Raw genomic sequence first — 18,579 nt, forward strand, 5'->3', positions numbered from 1 at the left:
GTTGGGGATTTATTTATCATTTTTTTCTGTCGATGCGTGAAGCGTTTGCGCTGTGTCCAGCATGCGGCGCAAGTAACTTTTGAGGATTTCCCATTCTTCGGCCGAAAAACCGGCCAGCAATGCGTTTTGTACGCCGCAGAGAACCGCAGGAATCTCCTGAGCTGCCGCGCGTCCCGCATCGGTGAGTTCCAGGTTGACCACCCGCCGGTCGTCTGACGAACGGATGCGGCTACACAGTTGCTTGGCTTCCAAACGGTCCAGCAGTCGCGTCATCGAGCCGGCGTCAAGCTCGCACTGGCGCGCCAGTTCAGCAGCAGTCGAAGCGCAGCCCATGTAGAGCTTGAACATGGGCACCCATTGCGCATTGGTCAGGCCCGAGGGTTCGAGTTCGCGCTCGACGCCTTGCGCGACCAGGGAAATGATGCGTCGCATCATGTAGCCAATGCTGTCGTCAGGCGTGTAGCTTTCTGCACGGTAGAAATCAGCCGGAGGGCTGGCAGAGGCTTCTTGGCGAGGGGCGGAATTGTAGGTTGAATCCATAACCTGAATAATACTTGCTTGGGCAACTATTGTCAAGCCTGTGTTTGCAATGCCAAGCTTTAACGATAAAATAACCCTCATGGTTACTTCCACCGCGACGCCCCTTCCCTCCCGCACTTCAATCCTTCCAAATTCCCCGCCCGCCAAGGGATCGCCCCGGTCGCTGTCGGGGCTGCTTCCTTTTCTGCGGCCGTATTCAGGACGCATCGGCCTGGCAGTGCTTTTCCTGGTGATGGCCGCCGTGGCGACACTGGTGTTTCCGCTGGCCTTGCGCGGGCTGATCGACGGCGGCATGGGCGCGGCCGACAAAGGCGAGCAACTGATGGCGCTACGAACCCATTTTTTCGAGCTGTTTGGCGTGGCGGCTGCGTTGGGTCTTTTTTCGGCCGGGCGCTTCTACACCGTCAGCTGGCTGGGCGAGCGCGTCACGGCCGACATTCGCAACGCGGTGTATTCGCATGTGCTCCGGCAAAGCCCGGAGTTTTTTGAAACCACACAAACCGGCGAGGTGCTGTCGCGCCTGACGGGCGACACCACGCTGGTGCAGACGGTGGTGGGCTCGTCGCTGAGCATGGGTTTGCGCAACGCCGTCATGGGCGTGGGCGCGCTGGGCATGCTGGTGTTCACCAACCCCTATTTAATGGTGCAGGTGCTTGGTGCGCTGCTGCTGATCGTCGCGCCTTCCATGTGGTTCGGACGGCGCGTGCGCAAGCTCTCGCGCGCCAGCCAGGACCGCGTGGCCGACTCCAGCGCAATTGCCGCCGAAGTGCTCAATGCCATTCCGGTGGTGCAAAGCTACACCGCCGAAGACCGGGAGGCGGCACGCTTCGACCGGTCCACGGACGATGCCTTCGCCATTGCCGTTCGCCGCACAAAAGCGCGCTCGGTGCTGGTGGCATTCATCATCATCGCCACCTCGGCAGCTTTGCTCTGGGGTCTGTACCAAGGCACACAGGCAGTGATGCGCGGCGACATCTCCGCCGGCCATCTGGGCCAGACGGTGGTCTATGTGATCATCCTGGCCAGCGCGGCGGCGGTGCTCGGCGAGGTCTACGGCGACCTGCTCCGCGCAGCAGGCGCCACCGAACGGCTGATGGAACTGCTGGACAGCGAGTCCCCTGTCACTTCCCCTTCGAATCCGCTTGCTGCGCATGTCACACGGGCAGGGAGTGCTATTAAATTTGAAAACATCACGTTTCACTACCCCTCCCGGCCCACGCAGCCGGCGCTGGTGGATTTCAACTTGAGCGTGGCGCCGGGTGAAACCATCGCCATCGTCGGCCCCAGCGGTGCGGGCAAAAGCACGGTGTTCCAGCTGCTGCTGCGCTTTTACGACCCGGCTTCGGGCCGGATTGAACTCGACGGCGTCGCTACCCGCGACATGTCGCTGGAAGATCTGCGTGGCCGCATCGGCCTGGTGCCCCAGGATGCGGTGATTTTCTCGACCACTGCACTGGAAAATATCCGCTACGGCAAGCCGGACGCGACGGACGAGGACGTCAAGGCCGCAGCCCAGGCTGCGTTTGCGCACGAATTCATCAGCGCGCTGCCCGAAGGCTTCGACACCTTCCTGGGCGAACGCGGCGTGCGCCTGTCGGGCGGACAACGCCAGCGCATCGCGATTGCGCGGGCGATGCTGAAGAATTCGCCACTGCTGCTGCTCGACGAAGCCACCAGCGCGCTGGACGCCGAGAGCGAGCGCATGGTGCAGGCGGCGCTCGAGTCCGCCATGAAGGACCGCACCACGCTGGTCATTGCGCACCGGCTGGCGACGGTCAAGAAGGCCGACCGGATCGTCGTGATCGACCATGGCCGCATCGTGGAACAGGGAAGTCACGAACAGCTGATGGCTACCAACCAGGTGTATGCGCGTCTGGCTGCGCTTCAGTTCGTGGCATAACCCCCCACAGGGAAAACGTTTCGCACGAAGCCCCGCACTGCTGACTGACTGGCTGGCTGGCTGGCTGGCTGGCTGGCTGGCTGCTGACAAACTTGACATGCTATTGATTGAAACTTCTTCGAACGGCCCAGTGTTACGCAATGTTCCAATTAGCCATCCGAACGAATTTCGGGGCAATTTTCAAAAACTATGCATTTAATGCATAAATACGCATAAAGTAGGCCTTGGACAGTCGAGGTTGCGCGCTTTAAGCTGCGCTACCTTAATTTTTTTACAAGGATTTCTTATGTCACAAAATGCTGCTGAAGGTGAAAGTACGATCGTGGCGGGCTCGTCCCTTCCGTCCTACCTTCAGGCCGACAACCTTGGACCGTGGGGAAATTATCTCCAGCAGGTCGACCGGGTCATTCCACATTTGGGAAGCCTGGCGCGTTGGGCCGAAACCCTCAAGCGACCCAAGCGCATTTTGATAGTCGATGTGCCGATTCACATGGACAACGGCACGGTGGCGCATTTTGAAGGCTACCGCGTGCAGCACAATGTTTCGCGTGGGCCCGGCAAGGGCGGCGTTCGCTTTCACCAGGATGTCACCTTGTCCGAGGTCATGGCGCTGTCGGCATGGATGTCGGTAAAGAATGCTGCCGTCAATGTGCCCTACGGCGGCGCAAAGGGCGGCATTCGCGTCGACCCGAAAAAGCTCTCGCTCGGCGAACTCGAACGCATGACGCGCCGCTACACCAGCGAAATCGGCATCATCATCGGCCCCAACAAGGACATTCCAGCGCCCGATGTGAACACCAACGAACAGATCATGGCCTGGATGATGGACACCTATTCCATGAACACTGGTTCCACCGCAACCGGCGTTGTCACGGGCAAACCTGTTGACCTGGGTGGCTCATTGGGCCGGCGCGAAGCCACCGGACGCGGCGTGTTCACAGTAGGCACGGAAGCGGCACGGCACATCGGAATGGACATTGCCACGGCCCGGGTTGCCGTGCAGGGTTTTGGCAATGTGGGCGGTGTGGCTGGCAAGCTGTTTGCAGAAACGGGCGCACGCATCGTTGCCGTTCAGGACCATGGCGGCACGATTTTCAGTGATGCCGGACTGGATGTTCCCGCACTGTTGCAGCATGTGGCCAACACGGGTAGCGTGGCCGGCTTTGCCGATGCCGACGTCATCGCCGACGAAGAGTTCTGGGGCGTCGATTGCGACATCATGATTCCGGCAGCGCTGGAGCAACAGATTACCGCCGCCAATGCCGGCCGCATCAAGGCCCGCATGATCATTGAAGGCGCCAACGGACCGACGACCCCTGCAGCCGACGACATCCTGCAGGAACGCAATGTCCTGGTGCTGCCCGACGTGATTGCCAATGCCGGGGGCGTGACGGTCAGCTACTTTGAATGGGTGCAGGATTTTTCCAGCTTTTTCTGGGACGAGGACGAGATCAACGCACGTCTGGTGAAAATCATGAAGACCGCCTTTGCAGCCGTCTGGCAAGTCGCACAGGAAAAAAAGGTCAGCCTGCGCACAGCCACTTTCATCGTGGCCTGCCAGCGAATCCTGCATACGCGCGAACTGCGCGGCCTGTACCCCTGATGGTTGCCAGGTTGTCAAACGGCAGGCGTAAACGGCCTGCCGTGTGATGGCCTGCTACTGCAGGGTTTCCTTGAGGGCGGCGAGCATGGGCAGCGGGAGGACCTCAATCCCTTCCTCCAAAAGTTCCACTGCCTCGCGTGCGCTGGCCTGGCCGCGAATACTGCGCGCTTCGACTTCCCCATAGTGCATTCTGCGAGCTTCCTCGGCAAAGCGCGTGCCCATGTCTTCGGTCCCTGCCACCACTTGACGCAAAGCGTTCAAAAAGGCAGCCTGTGCGGCAAGGTCGGGTTCCGACAGCGTGCTTTTTGCTTGACTAGTATGCGCCGTTTGGTCTTGCGACACAGAATTACCCCTGGAATGGGAAGGCGCCTCAGGGTCAGTGCGGCTTGGGCCAGTTTCAGGGGCGCAATGCCCGCCAAAATTGAGCCGGGGAGCGCTGGGCATTTTTTGAATGCTGGTGTCGGCACACAGGGGACAGGCCATCAGACCGCGTTGTTGCTGGTCCTGGAATTCACATTCCGAACCGAACCAGCCTTCAAACGAATGCAGGCGCGAACAACGTAGATTCAGGACTTTCATGGTCGCAGTATGGCAAGACCGTTAAGGCTGTGCTGCCTGCCATTGCAATGTCCATGCACCCGACAACATGTTCGCCAACCACAGCATCCCGGTGAGCGTCTTGGCATCGGTCACCTTGCCGCTGGCGCACCATTTCATCAACTCGTCAGGTGTCGCGCTGAACACCTCTAGAAATTCGCCGCTGTCGAGTTGTTGCTCGCCAAGTGTCAATCCGCGTGCAAACCAGATGTCGATGAATTCAGTGGAATAAGCAATAGCCGGATGCAGCACGCCTGCTTTGACCCACTCACGCGCGGTATAGCCCGTTTCTTCCTGCAGTTCGCGTTTGGCGCAAGCCAACGATGATTCGCCGGCATCAAGTTTTCCCGCAGGAAACTCGACCATCACGGCATGCAGCGGATACCGGAACTGGCGCTCCAGCACCACGCGTCCGTCATCCAGCAACGCAATGATCATCACGGCACCTGGATGGACCACATATTCGCGCGTGGTATGCCGTCCATCGGGAAGACTGACCGTATCGCGGCAGATCTGAAGAAAATTCCCGGCAAGGATCTCGTCGGAACTGATTTTTATTTCAGCCAGTTGAGAAACGTCACCCGCAACGCTGTCCTGCGTATTAGGTTCAGTCGTCATGATCGGTGCTTAAACAAATAGCGGTAGGTAAAACCGGGAAAGGCAAACGTCAGAAAAAGGGTTCCTGTGATCGCATAAAACTCCCAGCCCTGAGGTGCAATTTGCCCATTTCGCTGCTCAAGGTACAGGCCCACGCCACCCACCACCAAATACCAAACCAATAATTCTGCCAGCCGGACGGCTAGATTTTTAGGCGAATTGAGTGCGTAGACTGCAAATAGCCTATTGCTGGCAAAAGGCATGTTAGCCATTAACAAGGCAAGCACTACTACCAGCCATACCGAAACAGTCTGGTCCAACCTCAGACTCCGAGCGAGTTGACGATGCTGTTGATCGACTGGGCACACAGGGCCATCAAACCGCCTGGGGCAATGCCCAGCACCAAAAGCAGCGCGCCATTGATGGCCAGCACAATCCGGGCATCAGCCGGCGCATTGATTGGCTGCGCATTGTGGGAGTGAGGGGCGTCAAAGTACATGACTTTAATCACCCGAAGGTAGTAGAAAGCACCAATCAACGACATCATCACGGCAAAGACAGCCAGTACCAGATAACTTGTCTTGCCTGACGAGATCAAGGCCTGCAGCACACCCAACTTGGCGTAGAAGCCTACCAGCGGGGGCAGTCCGGCCAAAGAAAACATACTCATTGCCATGACACCGGCGTACAAGGGGCTGCGCTGGTTTAACCCGGAAAGATCGGTGATTTCTTCGGATTCGTGCCCATTACGGGCCAGCAGCAAAATGATGCCGAAAGCGGCAAGTGTGGTCAGTACGTAGGTCAAGGCATAGAACATGGCGGCGCTGTAAGCCGATTCAGTGTTGAGTTGATTGCCATTGACCACCCCCGCCAAAAGACCCAGCAGCAAAAAGCCCATCTGGGAAATGGTCGAAAACGCCAGCATGCGCTTGAGGTTGGTCTGCGCCACAGCGGCCAGGTTGCCAATCAGCAGGGATCCTATCGCCATCAATGCCAGCATCTGCTGCCAGTCAATCGCCAGCGGCAGCAGGCCTTCGACAAGAAGGCGAATCGTCATCGCAAATGCAGCCAGCTGCGGTGCACCGCCGATGATCAGCGTGACGGCAGTCGGTGCGCCATGGTAAACGTCGGGTAACCACATATGAAATGGCACTGCTCCCAGCTTGAAAGCCAGTCCCGACACAATGAAAACCAGACCGAATACCAGTACCTGATGCTTGACCTGCCGACTGGCAATGGCGTTGAAAACCTCATTGATGTTCAGCGAGCCGGTAGCGCCATAAAGCATGGAAAGGCCGTAAAGCAGGAAACCGGAAGCCAGTGCACTGAGAACGAAATATTTCATGGCGGCTTCGGTTGCCTGCGCGTCGTCCCGGCGCAAGGCGACAAGTGCGTAGCTGGACAGCGCCATCAATTCCAGGCCCATGTAGAGCACCAGGAAGTTATGGCCTGAAATCATCACGAACATGCCCAGCAAGGCAAACAGGCTCAGCGTAAAGAATTCACCACCGCGCAGCATGTCGCGGTCAGCGGCATAAGGCCGGCCATAGACGATGGTGACCATCAAGGCAATGCTTGCAAAGCATTTCATCCAGCTGCCCATGGGGTCCACCACCACCATGTTGCCAAACCCATAAAAAACCTGTCCGCCGAGTGCCGTATTGGCTTCCATGATGGCTACTACTGCAAGGGTCAGCAGCGTCAACCCATAGGTGAGCGAGCGTCGTGGCGTCTTGACGCCCAGATCGACCAGCGCGATAACGCAGGACATCACCAATAAAACAAGTTCCGGATAAACCGCGATCCAACTGAGTTTGTCAATCATCTGAATTCTTTGAGTTTTCTTAGTTCAGTTTCGAAAGCGCGACATGCCTTAGCAAGTCAGCCACAGACGTGTTCATCACATCGGTAAACGGCTTGGGATAAATACCCATGTAGAGCACTGCGACAGCCAGCATCGCCAGCATCAGAAACTCTCGACTATTGATATCAAGCAAGTTCTTGACCTTTTCATTCGTCACAGGGCCGAGGTACACACGCTTGTACATCCACAGCGTGTAAGCCGCACCCGAGATCAGTGCCGAAGCCGCCGCCATGCCAATCCAGAAATTCGACTTGACTGCACCCAGAATCACCATCCATTCGCCCACGAAGCCTGCGGTTGCCGGCAATCCACAATTGGCCATGGCAAACAACAGTGCAAAGGCTGCGAACTTGGGCATGGTGTTGACGACGCCACCATAACTTGCAATCTCGCGCGAATGCACACGGTCGTACAGCACACCAATACACAGGAACATGGCGGCAGAAACAAACCCGTGTGCAATCATCTGGACAATGCCGCCCGAAACACTCAGGTCGTTGAACAGGAAAAAACCGAGCGTCACAAAACCCATGTGCGCTACCGATGAATAGGCTACAAGCTTTTTCATGTCACGCTGGACCAGCGCCACCAAGCCCACATAGATCACGGCTATCAGGGAAAAGGTAATCATCAACCATGCCCACTCGCGCGAAGCATCGGGCACGATTGGCATTGAAAAACGCAAAAATCCGTAAGCGCCTAACTTGAGCATGATCGCTGCCAGCACGGCAGAGCCGCCGGTTGGCGCTTCAACGTGGACATCAGGCAGCCAGGTATGCACCGGAAACATTGGAACCTTGACAGCAAACGCGGCAAAGAAAGAAAAGAAAAGAAGGGTCTGCGCTGTGGCTGAAAGGGGAAGTTGGTGCCACGCCAGAATGTCGAAACTACCGCCCGACTTGTTGTACAAGAAAATAAGCGCAACCAGCATCAGCAGTGAGCCAAGCAGCGTGTAAAGGAAAAACTTGAAGGCTGCGTATATCTTGTTCGGTCCGCCCCAAATTCCAATGATCAGGTACATTGGAATCAATGTAGCTTCAAAGAAGACGTAAAAAAGCATACCGTCCAGCGCTGCGAAAACACCAATCATCAGGCCGCTCAAGATCAAAAAGGACGCCATGTACTGGTTGACACGGGTCGTGATGGCTTCCCAGCTGGCGATGATGACCACCACATTGATAAATGCCGTCAAGAGCACAAACCACAGCGAAATGCCGTCCACTCCCAAGTGGTAATTCATGTTGAAACGTGGAATCCAGCTGCTTTTCTCAACGAATTGCATGGCCGACGTGCCCAATTCGAAACCTGTATACAGGGGCAACGTGACCAGAAAACTGATGGTGGCGCCGATCAGTGCGATCCAGCGAACGGTGCGCACATGACTTTCCTTACCCAGGGCCAGTAAACCGACACCAAAAAAAATCGGCACCCAGATGGCGAGGCTCAACAATCCCATTTTTCTCTTCCTTCTTCTTCTAGATTGTATTTATCGGTTGAGCCAGACGAAATACGTCATCAACACAAAAATGCCGAGAATCATGCCAAAGGCATAGTGATAGATGTAACCCGATTGCAGGCGCCTGACCATGCTGGACACCCAACCAACGAGCTTCCAGGAACCGTTGACCAGCGCGCCATCAATCACCATCTGGTCACCTACCTTCCAAAACACAGTACCAAGTCCACGCATGCCCCGTGCAATGACGTTTTCATTGAACCAGTCGAGGTAGTACTTGTTTTCGAGCAGTGTGTAGATAGGGCTCAGGTTGCGCTTGATGGCTGCAGGCAAGGCAGGATTGACCATGTACATGTAATAGGCCAGTACTACACCGCACAGGGCGAGCCAGAAAGGAGGCGCAGTCAAGCCATGCGTTGCCATCTGGAGGGGCCCATGAAACAGCGCAGCCATTTCTTCCATGGCGGGATGCCGTTCCAGATTGACAAAAATCGCATCTTTGAAAAATTCACCATACAGCATCGGCTCAATCGTTAGAAAACCGATGATGACCGACGGAATGGCCAGCAAAACCAATGGCAAAGTCACGACCCACGGAGATTCATGGGGTTCGTGGTTAGCATCGTGATGACTGTGGTCGTCATGTGAATCATGGTGCGCATCAGGATTCTGGTCGTAGCGTTCCTTGCCATGAAAGACAAGGAAATACAGCCGAAAAGAGTAGAAAGCAGTTACAAAAACACCTGCCAAGACAGCGAAATAAGCAAAGCCACTGCCCCATAGATGGCTTTCGGCCACAGCCTCAATAATGCTGTCCTTAGAGTAAAAACCGGCAAAGAATGGTGTGCCGATGAGGGCCAGCGAACCTAACAAAAAGGTGATCCAAGTGATGGGCATGTACTTGCGCACGCCACCCATCCAACGTATGTCCTGATTGTGGTGCATCCCAATGATCACAGAGCCAGCTCCCAGAAAGAGCAAGGCCTTGAAAAACGCATGGGTCATCAGGTGAAAGACGGCTACCGAGTAGGCTGATGCGCCCAACGCCACGGTCATATAGCCCAGTTGAGATAACGTGGAATAGGCAATGACCCGCTTGATGTCGTTCTGGATGATGCCCAGAAAGCCCATGAACAACGCGGTGATGGCACCAATGACCATGATAAAACTCAACGCCGTATCGCTAAGTTCAAACAGCGGCGACATCCGGGCCACCATGAAAATACCCGCCGTGACCATGGTCGCGGCATGAATCAGCGCCGAGATCGGTGTTGGACCTTCCATGGAGTCGGGCAGCCAGACGTGCAAGGGGAACTGGGCCGACTTGCCCATGGCACCGATGAACAGGCAAATACAGATTACGGTGATCAACATCCAGCCAGTGCCGGGAAATGTCAGCCTGGAAAGCTCGTCGGCTTTTGCAAAAGCCTCGCCATAGTTCAGCGTACCTGCGTAAGCAGCAATCAGCGCAATCCCCAGAATAAAGCCAAAGTCGCCGACCCGGTTTACCAGGAAAGCCTTCATATTGGCAAAGATCGCACTGGGCTTGTTGAACCAAAAACCGATCAGCAGATAGGAAACCAAGCCTACCGCTTCCCAGCCAAAGAACAGCTGGAGCATGTTATTGCTCATCACCAGCATCAGCATGGAGAACGTAAACAGAGAAATATAGGCAAAGAAACGGTTGTAGCCCGCATCTTCTTCCATATAGCCGATGGTGTAGATATGCACCATGAGCGAAACAAAAGTCACCACGCACATCATCATGGCGGTCAAACCATCTACCAGAAAACCAACCTCCATCTTCAGGTCGCCCACCATCATCCATGTGTAAAGCGTTTCGTTAAACCGCGCACCATCACCGACGACACTTTGCAGTGTCATGGCAGAAATGATGAAGGCTACAAAAACACCCAGAATGGTCAGGGTGTGCGCGAGACGGCGTCCTATCCAGTTGCCACCAAAAGTGGTTCCAAGAATCCCGGCCAGCAGCGCGCCGGTTAGAGGTGCCAGCGGAACGGCCAGCAACGTCGATGCAGAAAGGGTTTGGCTCATCTTGTTGTCAACCCTGAAGCGTATTGAGGTCGTCGACGTTGATACTGGATTTATTGCGGAACAGCAGCACCAGAATCGCGAGACCAATGGCAGATTCTGCCGCCGCGACAGTCAGTATGAAAAATACAAATACCTGGCCCGCCATGTCATTCAGATAATAAGAAAATGCAACAAAATTCATATTCACGGCCAATAACATTAGTTCAATGGCCATGAGCAGCACGATAAGATTTTTCCGGTTCAAAAAAATACCAATGACAGACAGGGCAAAAAGCATGGCGCCAAGTGAAAGAAAATGTCCAAGAGTAAGCATCATTATTTTTTTTCCTCAAGCGATGCGGCAGGCAAAATGTCAGGTGCGGCAACAACTGATTTCATCTTGACAAGCCTGACACGGTCTTGTGCCTTCACACGAACCTGCTCTGCCGGATTGGTTCGCTTAGAATCCTTGCGCTCACGCAAGGTCAAGGCAATAGCCGCAATAATGGCCACCAGCAAAATCACGGCTGCGATTTCAAGTGGATAGATATATTGCGAATAAAGCAACTTTCCCAATTCCTTGGTGTTGGACACCTGGGCCGCAAGGTCGCCTGGCACAGCGGCTGATGCACCTTGTGGCGGCTCACGAAAACCACCCATCAAGACGTATGACATTTCCAGTGCAATAACCGCGCCCACTGTTCCAGCCAGCGGAAAATGCTTCCAAAATCCCTTTCTTGCGCTGTCCAGGTTGATGTCCAGCATCATCACCACGAAAAGGAAAAGCACCATCACAGCACCCACGTAAACCAACACCAGAGTGATCGCCAAAAACTCGGCTTCAAGCAAAATCCAGATAGCAGATGCCTGAAAAAATGCCAGTACCAGAAAAAGTGCAGCGTGCACCGGATTGCGTGCAGTGATGACGCGAAACGCCGCAAAGAGCAGTATTGCGGCAAACACGTAAAAAAGACCTGTTTTAGCGTCCATGTTGAATGGGATTCTTTCTACTTACAAAAGCGAACAATGGAGCCGATTTTTCAGCGGTATTTGGCATCTGCCGCCCGGTTGGCAGCAATTTCGCTCTCATAACGGTCGCCTACGGCCAGCAGCATTTCTTTGGTGAAATACAAGTCCCCCCGCTTTTCACCGTGGTATTCCAGAATATGTGTTTCAACAATGGAATCGACCGGACAGCTTTCTTCGCAAAATCCACAAAAAATGCATTTGGTCAGATCAATGTCGTAACGCGATGTACGTCGGCTGCCGTCTTCGCGAACATCCGATTCAATAGTGATCGCAAGCGCCGGACACACCGCTTCGCAAAGCTTGCACGCAATGCAGCGCTCTTCTCCATTTTCGTATCTGCGTAATGCATGCAGTCCGCGAAAACGTGGACTCAATGGGGTTTTTTCTTCAGGGAACTGAATCGTGATTTTGCGGCTGAACATGTATTTTCCGGTCAGGGCCATGCCCTTGAGCAGTTCGGTCAACATGAAACTTGAGACAAAATCCTTGACGGATGCGACAGCAGACATGACTTTTTTGCCTATTTCCAGATGTTGTAAGAGGTCTGCATCCAGGCCCCAACGACCACCAACCAGACCAGGGTTACAGGTATAAAGATTTTCCAACCCAAGCGCATGATCTGGTCGTAGCGAAAGCGTGGAAATGTTGAACGAACCCATAGAAAAATCGTGACGACCACGAAACTCTTCAGACCCAACCAGATCCAGCCGGGAATCCAGTTGAACAATGCATGGTCAATTGGCGACAACCAGCCGCCGAGGAACAACAGCACACAAAGAACAGAAACCAGAATCATGTTGGCGTATTCAGCCAAAAAGAACATGGCAAACGACATGCCCGAATATTCCACCATGTGACCAGCCACGATCTCAGATTCGCCTTCCACCACGTCGAACGGGTGACGGTTGGTTTCTGCCAGACTGGAAATAAAATATACGACGAAGATAGGCAGCAAAGGCAGCCAGTTCCATGACAGGAAGGTAAGGCCCCTGCTGGCAGCCATGCCTGAGCCTTGGCTCATGACAATATCTGTCATGTTCAAGCTGCCGGAAACCATCAGCACCACCACAAGGCAAAAGCCCATTGCGATTTCATAGCTCACCATTTGTGCCGATGCGCGCATTGCACCCAAAAACGCATACTTGGAATTTGAAGCCCAGCCAGCAATGATGACGCCGTAAACTTCCAGAGAAGTGATGGCCATGATAAACAGTAAGCCAGCGTTCACATTGGCCAACGCCACATCAGGACCAAACGGAATCACCGCCCAGGCTGCAAGTGCTGGCATGATGGTCATGATCGGACCCAACACGAACAAGCCCTTGCTGGCTGCTGTGGGAATGATGATTTCTTTGGTCAGCAGCTTGAGTGCATCAGCAATCGGCTGCAGGAGGCCGAATGGTCCGATTCGATTTGGACCAAGGCGAACCTGTGTAAAACCAATGGCTTTTCTTTCCCATAAAGTGAGATAAGCCACGCATCCCATCAGCGGTGCCAGTACTGCCACAATTTTGATAAGCACCCAGAGAACAGGCCAGACAGTGGCAGGCCAAATTCCTCCCATCAAGCCTTGCCCCGTTGCATATATTCCATCAATCATGCGCCCGACCCTTCAAAACTTGCAGCCTTACGCGCATCGGCTGTCAGCTGCAACGAAGTAGCACGTCTGACCAACCCATCGAGTTGGTAAATGCTTGCCACCACTGGTGCAGGACCACTCACGGCAGAAACATCCACCTCGTGCTTGATTGAATTGCCCAATCGATCTGAAGCAATGTGACTGGCACCGGCATCACCAATGCTCTTTAGCACATCGCTTGACGATTCAAAATTAAAGCCTGACAAACCCAGCAAATTGGCCAGTACGCGCAGGACTTTCCATGCAGGACGCGTTTCCCCATTGGGCTTGACCACTGCATGAAAACTCTGGATACGACCTTCAGCGTTGATAAAAGTGCCTGGAGTTTCGGTAAAAGGAGAAATCGGCAACATCACATCGCTGAAACTCATGTTGGCCTTGAAAGGACTCAAGGTGACAACCATCTGTGAAGAATTAAGTGAAGCTTTGGATTGAACACCGGGAGCAGAATCGAATTCAGGTTCGCTGTTCAGCAGAATTACGGCCTTGAGTCTTCCATCGAGCATCTGGCCTGCATTCAACCCCCCTTTGCCTGGGAGTGCATTAACGAATTGTGCGCCAACGGTGTTGGCAGCTTCCGTCAGGAAACCCACGCTGGCGGCGCATTGCTCTCCTATCCAGTTGGCCAGTGCCAGCAGACTGGAAGCATTGGCATGATGCGCAGCGGCATTACCAAGCAGGATCGCTTTGCGCTCACCACTCATCAAAGACAGTGCTATTGCTTTTGCCGTCTCAGTGATTTCGCCGGAAACGGGAGCGATCACTCCCTTTTCAACAGCAATTGCCGCGGCAACATTGGCCAGCGATTGCGCCCAGTTTTCAGACGATGCCAGCAGCGCGTTGGAGACAGGCATTGCCCATGCATCCGTTATGGGCAGTTCTTTCAGAGAATTAACCGTACTGAGCACACAGCCATTTCGGATCGACTGCCTGATACGCAGTGCAAACAAGGGATGGTCCTTGCGCAGGTTGGAGCCAACCACCAGGACGCGCTGCAGTTGCGACAGCGAAGCAATGGAAGTGCCGAGCCATCGAATCAAAGATGATGAGGTGAAATCTGCATTGCGCAAGCGATAGTCAATATTTTCGCTGCCAATCCCGCGCATCAGGGAAGACGCCAAATGGAGTTCTTCCAGCGTGCTGTGAGGGCTTGCAAGTGTGCCAATGCTGTCGGCACCGTACTCTGTTTTGATCTGTTTCAGTCCATTGGCGACATATTCAAGTGCAGTTTGCCAGTCAACCGTTTTCCATTCACCGCCCTGCTTGAGCATGGGGCGAGTTAGCCTGTCATCGGTATTAAGGGCTTCATAGGAAAAACGGTCGCGGTCTGCAATCCAGCATTCGTTGACAGCTTCGTTTTCAAGCGGCAGCACGCGCATTACTTTGTCATGCTTGACCTGGACGATCAGGTTGGCACCTGTCGAGTCATGAGGACTGACCGACTTGCGGCGCGACAACTCCCAAGTACGGGCGCTGTAGCGAAACGGCTTGCTGGTCAGTGCGCCCACCGGGCAAAGATCAATCATGTTGCCGGACAATTCCGAGTCCACCGACATGCCCACAAAAGTTTCAATTTCAGCATGCTCGCCTCGGTGCGACATGCCCAACTCCATCACGCCGGCCAATTCCTGTCCAAAACGAACGCAACGGGTGCAGTGTATGCAACGGCTCATTTCCTGCATAGAAACCAAGGGTCCCACATCCTTGTGGAAAACCATGCGCTTTTCTTCCTGATACCGGGATTCACCAGCGCCGTAGCCTACAGCAAGATCCTGCAGTTGGCATTCTCCACCCTGATCACAAATCGGGCAGTCCAAAGGATGATTTATCAGCAAAAATTCCATCACGCCCTTCTGGGCTTTGATGGCTTTATCATTCTTGGTGTGCACGACCATGCCTTGCGTGACAGGTGTAGCGCATGCAGGCATGGGTTTAGGCGCCTTTTCCACGTCGACGAGGCACATGCGGCAGTTGGCGGCAATGCTCAGCTTCTTGTGATAACAGAAATGCGGAATATAGGTACCTGCTTTTTCAGCTGCATGCATCACCGTGCTGCCTTCAAGCACCTCTACCTTCTGGCCGTCCAGTTCTATTTCAACCATATTTTTTTCTTTCCGCAGTTCAGGCTTGTGCCGCAGTTCGACTGATCGACTGAACGGTGCTTGGATTCATGGCAGGAGGTGATTCAATTTTTGGAATCATCGCTTCAAATTCATGTCGATAGTGCTTGATCATGGCGCGCACCGGCATGGCTGCGGCATCGCCCAAGGCGCAAATCGTTCGCCCCTGAATGTTGTCGGCTACCGAATTGAGCAGGTCCAGATCGCTGGCACGACCAAGTCCGTTGTGGATGCGGTCCACCACACGCCACAGCCAGCCCGTTCCTTCGCGACATGGTGTACATTGACCGCACGATTCATGCATGTAAAAGTATGAAAGACGCTTCAAAGACTCGACCATGCAGCGGGAATCATCCATAACGATCACTGCCCCTGAGCCCAGCATGGATCCAGCTTTGGCAATCGAGTCATAGTCCATGGTGCATTCCATCATGATGGTCGCAGGCAACACCGGCGACGATGACCCACCTGGAATCACAGCCTTGAGTGTGCGACCCTTGCGAACACCGCCAGCCAACTCCAGCAGTTTGGCGAAGGGCGTTCCCATCGGGACTTCGTAGTTTCCAGGCAATTCAACATCGCCGGAAACTGAATAAATCTTGGTGCCGCCATTGTTTGGCTTGCCGCACTCAAGGTAGGCCGAGCCACCATTGCGGATGATCCATGGCACGGCAGCAAAGGTTTCGGTGTTGTTGATGGTGGTGGGCTTGCCATACAGCCCGAAGCTTGCCGGAAACGGCGGCTTGAAACGCGGTTGGCCCTTCTTGCCTTCCAGGGACTCCAGCAGAGCGGTTTCTTCACCGCAAATATAGGCACCAAAACCATGCGACGCATGAAGCTGGAAATTGAAGCCGCTTCCCAGAATACCGTCACCCAACAAGCCTGCAACACGCGCTTCATCCAGCGCTGCCTCGAAACGGCGATAAGTGGCAAAAATTTCGCCGTGGATGTAGTTGTAGCCGACGCTGATACCCATGGCATAAGCAGCAATCGCCATTCCTTCGATCACGCTGTGCGGGTTGTATTGCATGATGTCACGGTCTTTGCAGGTGCCTGGCTCGCCTTCATCAGAATTGCAGACCAGATACTTCTGACCCGGGAACTGGCGTGGCATGAAGCTCCACTTGAGACCGGTCGGAAAACCCGCACCACCCCGGCCTCGCAAGCCGCTGGCCTTGACTTCGGCAATGACTTGGTCGGGCGTTAATCCAGCGCCACCATCCTGGCCAAGAATTTTGCGCAACGCTTGATAGCCGCCACGGGCTTCGTAGTCATCAAGGCGCCAATTACTACCATCAAGATCGGCAAGGATTTGCGGGTGGATATGTCTGCCATGAAAGCAGGACTGCACCCCAGTGGCTGTAAATTGCGACAGCAAGGACTCGGCAATTGCGTTTTCGCCGGAATTTAATGGAAGCGTCATAGACTTAAGCCTTCGCTATTTTTAGACCATCAACCAGCTGGTCCAGTTTTTCGTTGCTCATGAAACTGCACATGTGGATGTCATTCACCAGCATCACCGGCGAATCGGCACAAGCACCCAGACATTCAGACTGCTGAAGCGTGAACAAGCCGTCTGCCGTTGTTTCACCCATCACGATACCGAGTTTTTGCTCAAGATGGTGCAGCGCCTTGGCACCGTCGCGCAACTGGCAAGGCAGATTCGTGCAGACATTGAACTTGTACTTGCCCACTGGGCGCTGGTTGTACATGTTGTAGAAGGTCGTGACTTCATGAACTGCAATTGGTGCCATGCCCAAATATTCAGCCACTATTTTTTCGCTTTCAGCGCTGACAAAGCCCTGTTCCTGCTGCACGATCTGCAGGCAGGCCATGACAGCCGACTGCTTCTGGTCAGATGGATACTTTGCAACTTCGCGGTCAAAAAGCGCTTGAGTTTTTTCAGAAATCATTGAAGAAGTCATACGGTTAGCGGTCAATTTCACCAAACACGATATCCATCGTGCCAATCACCGCCACGGCATCGGCAATCATGTGACCGCGGGCCATTTCATCCATGGCCGCAAGATGGGAAAAACCAGGTGGACGGATCTTCAGCCGGTATGGTTTGTTAGCGCCATCACTGACGATATAGATGCCAAACTCACCCTTGGGATGCTCGACGGCGGCATAGGCCTCACCTTCTGGCACGTGAAAACCTTCAGTGAACAACTTGAAATGGTGAATCAGCTCTTCCATGTTTGACTTCATGGATTCGCGGTTCGGAGGTGCCACCTTGTGGTTGCTGGTGATCACTGGTCCAGGATTGACACGCAGCCAGTCCACGCACTGCTTGATGATTCGATTGGACTGGCGCATTTCGGCAATACGCACCAGATAGCGGTCATAGCAGTCACCGGTTTTACCCACCGGAATATCGAAATCCATATGCTCATAGACTTCGTAGGGTTGCTGTTTGCGCAGATCCCAGGCGAAGCCCGAACCTCTGAGCATGGGACCGGTAAAACCCAGATTCAATGCCCGCTCGGGTGACACCACGCCGACGCCGACGGTGCGCTGTTTCCAGATGCGGTTATCGGTCAAGAGGGTTTCATATTCATCAACCAGCTTTGGAAACTTTTTCACAAAGTCGTCGATGAAGTCCAGCAGCGAGCCTTGACGATTTTCGTTCAAAGCATCAATCGCCTTGGCATTGCGAATCTTGTTGACCTTGTACTGCGACATGCTTTCAGGCAGGTCGCGGTACACCCCACCCGGACGGAAATACGCTGCATGCATGCGGGCGCCAGACACCGCCTCGTACATATCGAACAGCACTTCGCGCTCGCGAAAGCAATAAATCAACATATTCATTGCGCCGCAGTCGATGCCGTGCGCGCCCAGCCACATCAAGTGGTTGAGCAAACGGGTGACTTCGGAAAACATCACACGGATGTATTGCGCCCGAACCGGCACATCCACACCAATCAGTTTTTCGATGGCCAGGCAGTACGCATGCTCATTGCACATCATTGACACATAGTCAAGTCTGTCCATATAAGGCAAAGACTGAATATAAGTTTTGCTTTCGGCCAGTTTTTCGGTTGCTCGGTGCAGTAGTCCGATATGCGGGTCGGCGCGCTGGATCACTTCTCCGTCAAGTTCGAGCACAAGGCGCAAAACGCCATGCGCTGCCGGATGCTGCGGTCCAAAATTGAGCGTGTAGTTTTTAATTTCAGCCATGTCTAATCTCTTGCGAA

The 18,579-nt window shown here is 54.1% G+C and carries 17 protein-coding genes; 2 read left to right on the forward strand and 15 right to left on the reverse strand.

Going from position 1 to position 18,579, the window contains the following annotated elements:
• Positions 1-9 precede the first annotated feature (9 nt).
• On the reverse strand, positions 10-540 hold the full coding sequence (locus IWX87_RS10845) for a MarR family winged helix-turn-helix transcriptional regulator (RefSeq protein WP_196863538.1): 531 nt from the start codon (positions 538-540) through the stop codon (positions 10-12).
• Positions 541-619: 79 nt separating this feature from the next.
• On the opposite strand from IWX87_RS10845, the gene IWX87_RS10850 reads away from it, so the two are divergent.
• The gene (locus IWX87_RS10850; RefSeq protein WP_196863539.1) at positions 620-2,440 is read left to right on the forward strand and encodes an ABC transporter transmembrane domain-containing protein; all 1,821 of its coding nucleotides are present in this window, start codon (positions 620-622) and stop codon (positions 2,438-2,440) included.
• A 286-nt stretch (positions 2,441-2,726) separates the two neighbouring features.
• The gene (locus IWX87_RS10855) at positions 2,727-4,043 is read left to right on the forward strand and encodes a Glu/Leu/Phe/Val dehydrogenase (RefSeq protein ID WP_196863540.1); all 1,317 of its coding nucleotides are present in this window, start codon (positions 2,727-2,729) and stop codon (positions 4,041-4,043) included.
• Positions 4,044-4,097: 54 nt separating this feature from the next.
• Here IWX87_RS10855 and IWX87_RS10860 read toward each other — a convergent pair whose 3' ends face one another.
• From IWX87_RS10860 to IWX87_RS10925, 14 genes are read right to left on the reverse strand one after another with little or no spacing between them, the layout of a single operon-like run.
• Complete coding sequence (locus IWX87_RS10860; protein ID WP_196863541.1) at positions 4,098-4,622, reverse strand: DUF1178 family protein; 525 nt, start codon at positions 4,620-4,622, stop codon at positions 4,098-4,100.
• Between the two features lie 21 nt (positions 4,623-4,643).
• Positions 4,644-5,258, reverse strand: coding sequence for an NUDIX domain-containing protein (locus tag IWX87_RS10865; protein WP_196863542.1), 615 nt, complete (start codon positions 5,256-5,258; stop codon positions 4,644-4,646).
• Positions 5,255-5,557 (reverse strand): DUF2818 family protein, encoded by a 303-nt coding sequence (locus IWX87_RS10870; protein ID WP_196863543.1) that lies wholly within the window; start codon positions 5,555-5,557, stop codon positions 5,255-5,257. The genes IWX87_RS10865 and IWX87_RS10870 overlap by 4 nt, the downstream gene beginning before the upstream one ends.
• 2 nt (positions 5,558-5,559) lie before the next feature.
• A complete protein-coding gene (gene nuoN, locus IWX87_RS10875) occupies positions 5,560-7,062 on the reverse strand; it encodes an NADH-quinone oxidoreductase subunit NuoN (protein WP_196863544.1) in 1,503 nt (500 codons plus the stop codon).
• Between the two features lie 19 nt (positions 7,063-7,081).
• A complete protein-coding gene (locus IWX87_RS10880) occupies positions 7,082-8,557 on the reverse strand; it encodes an NADH-quinone oxidoreductase subunit M (RefSeq protein WP_196863545.1) in 1,476 nt (491 codons plus the stop codon).
• Positions 8,558-8,587: 30 nt separating this feature from the next.
• The gene (nuoL, locus tag IWX87_RS10885; protein WP_196863546.1) at positions 8,588-10,612 is read right to left on the reverse strand and encodes an NADH-quinone oxidoreductase subunit L; all 2,025 of its coding nucleotides are present in this window, start codon (positions 10,610-10,612) and stop codon (positions 8,588-8,590) included.
• Between the two features lie 7 nt (positions 10,613-10,619).
• Positions 10,620-10,928, reverse strand: a complete 309-nt coding sequence (gene nuoK, locus IWX87_RS10890; protein ID WP_036810385.1) for an NADH-quinone oxidoreductase subunit NuoK — start codon at positions 10,926-10,928, stop codon at positions 10,620-10,622.
• Positions 10,928-11,581 (reverse strand): NADH-quinone oxidoreductase subunit J, encoded by a 654-nt coding sequence (locus tag IWX87_RS10895; protein WP_196863547.1) that lies wholly within the window; start codon positions 11,579-11,581, stop codon positions 10,928-10,930. Before IWX87_RS10895 ends, nuoK begins: the two co-directional genes overlap by 1 nt.
• Positions 11,582-11,631: 50 nt before the next feature.
• Positions 11,632-12,129 (reverse strand): NADH-quinone oxidoreductase subunit NuoI, encoded by a 498-nt coding sequence (nuoI, locus tag IWX87_RS10900; protein ID WP_029524391.1) that lies wholly within the window; start codon positions 12,127-12,129, stop codon positions 11,632-11,634.
• 11 nt (positions 12,130-12,140) lie between these two features.
• Entirely contained in the window at positions 12,141-13,220 is a 1,080-nt protein-coding gene (gene nuoH / locus IWX87_RS10905; protein ID WP_196863548.1) for an NADH-quinone oxidoreductase subunit NuoH, read from the reverse strand.
• The gene (gene nuoG / locus IWX87_RS10910; RefSeq protein WP_196863549.1) at positions 13,217-15,361 is read right to left on the reverse strand and encodes an NADH-quinone oxidoreductase subunit NuoG; all 2,145 of its coding nucleotides are present in this window, start codon (positions 15,359-15,361) and stop codon (positions 13,217-13,219) included. The genes nuoH and nuoG overlap by 4 nt, the downstream gene beginning before the upstream one ends.
• Positions 15,362-15,380: 19 nt before the next feature.
• Positions 15,381-16,802, reverse strand: a complete 1,422-nt coding sequence (gene nuoF, locus IWX87_RS10915) for an NADH-quinone oxidoreductase subunit NuoF (RefSeq protein ID WP_196863550.1) — start codon at positions 16,800-16,802, stop codon at positions 15,381-15,383.
• A gap of 4 nt (positions 16,803-16,806) precedes the next feature.
• Entirely contained in the window at positions 16,807-17,292 is a 486-nt protein-coding gene (nuoE, locus tag IWX87_RS10920) for an NADH-quinone oxidoreductase subunit NuoE (RefSeq protein ID WP_196863644.1), read from the reverse strand.
• Between the two features lie 16 nt (positions 17,293-17,308).
• Positions 17,309-18,562 carry an NADH-quinone oxidoreductase subunit D gene (locus IWX87_RS10925; protein ID WP_196863551.1) on the reverse strand — a complete coding sequence of 418 codons (1,254 nt, stop codon included), beginning with the start codon at positions 18,560-18,562 and terminating at the stop codon, positions 17,309-17,311.
• Between the last annotated feature and the right edge of the window lie 17 nt (positions 18,563-18,579).

This window comes from Polaromonas sp. CG_9.7, assembly GCF_015752205.1.
Classification (GTDB): Bacteria; Pseudomonadota; Gammaproteobacteria; order Burkholderiales; family Burkholderiaceae_C; genus Polaromonas.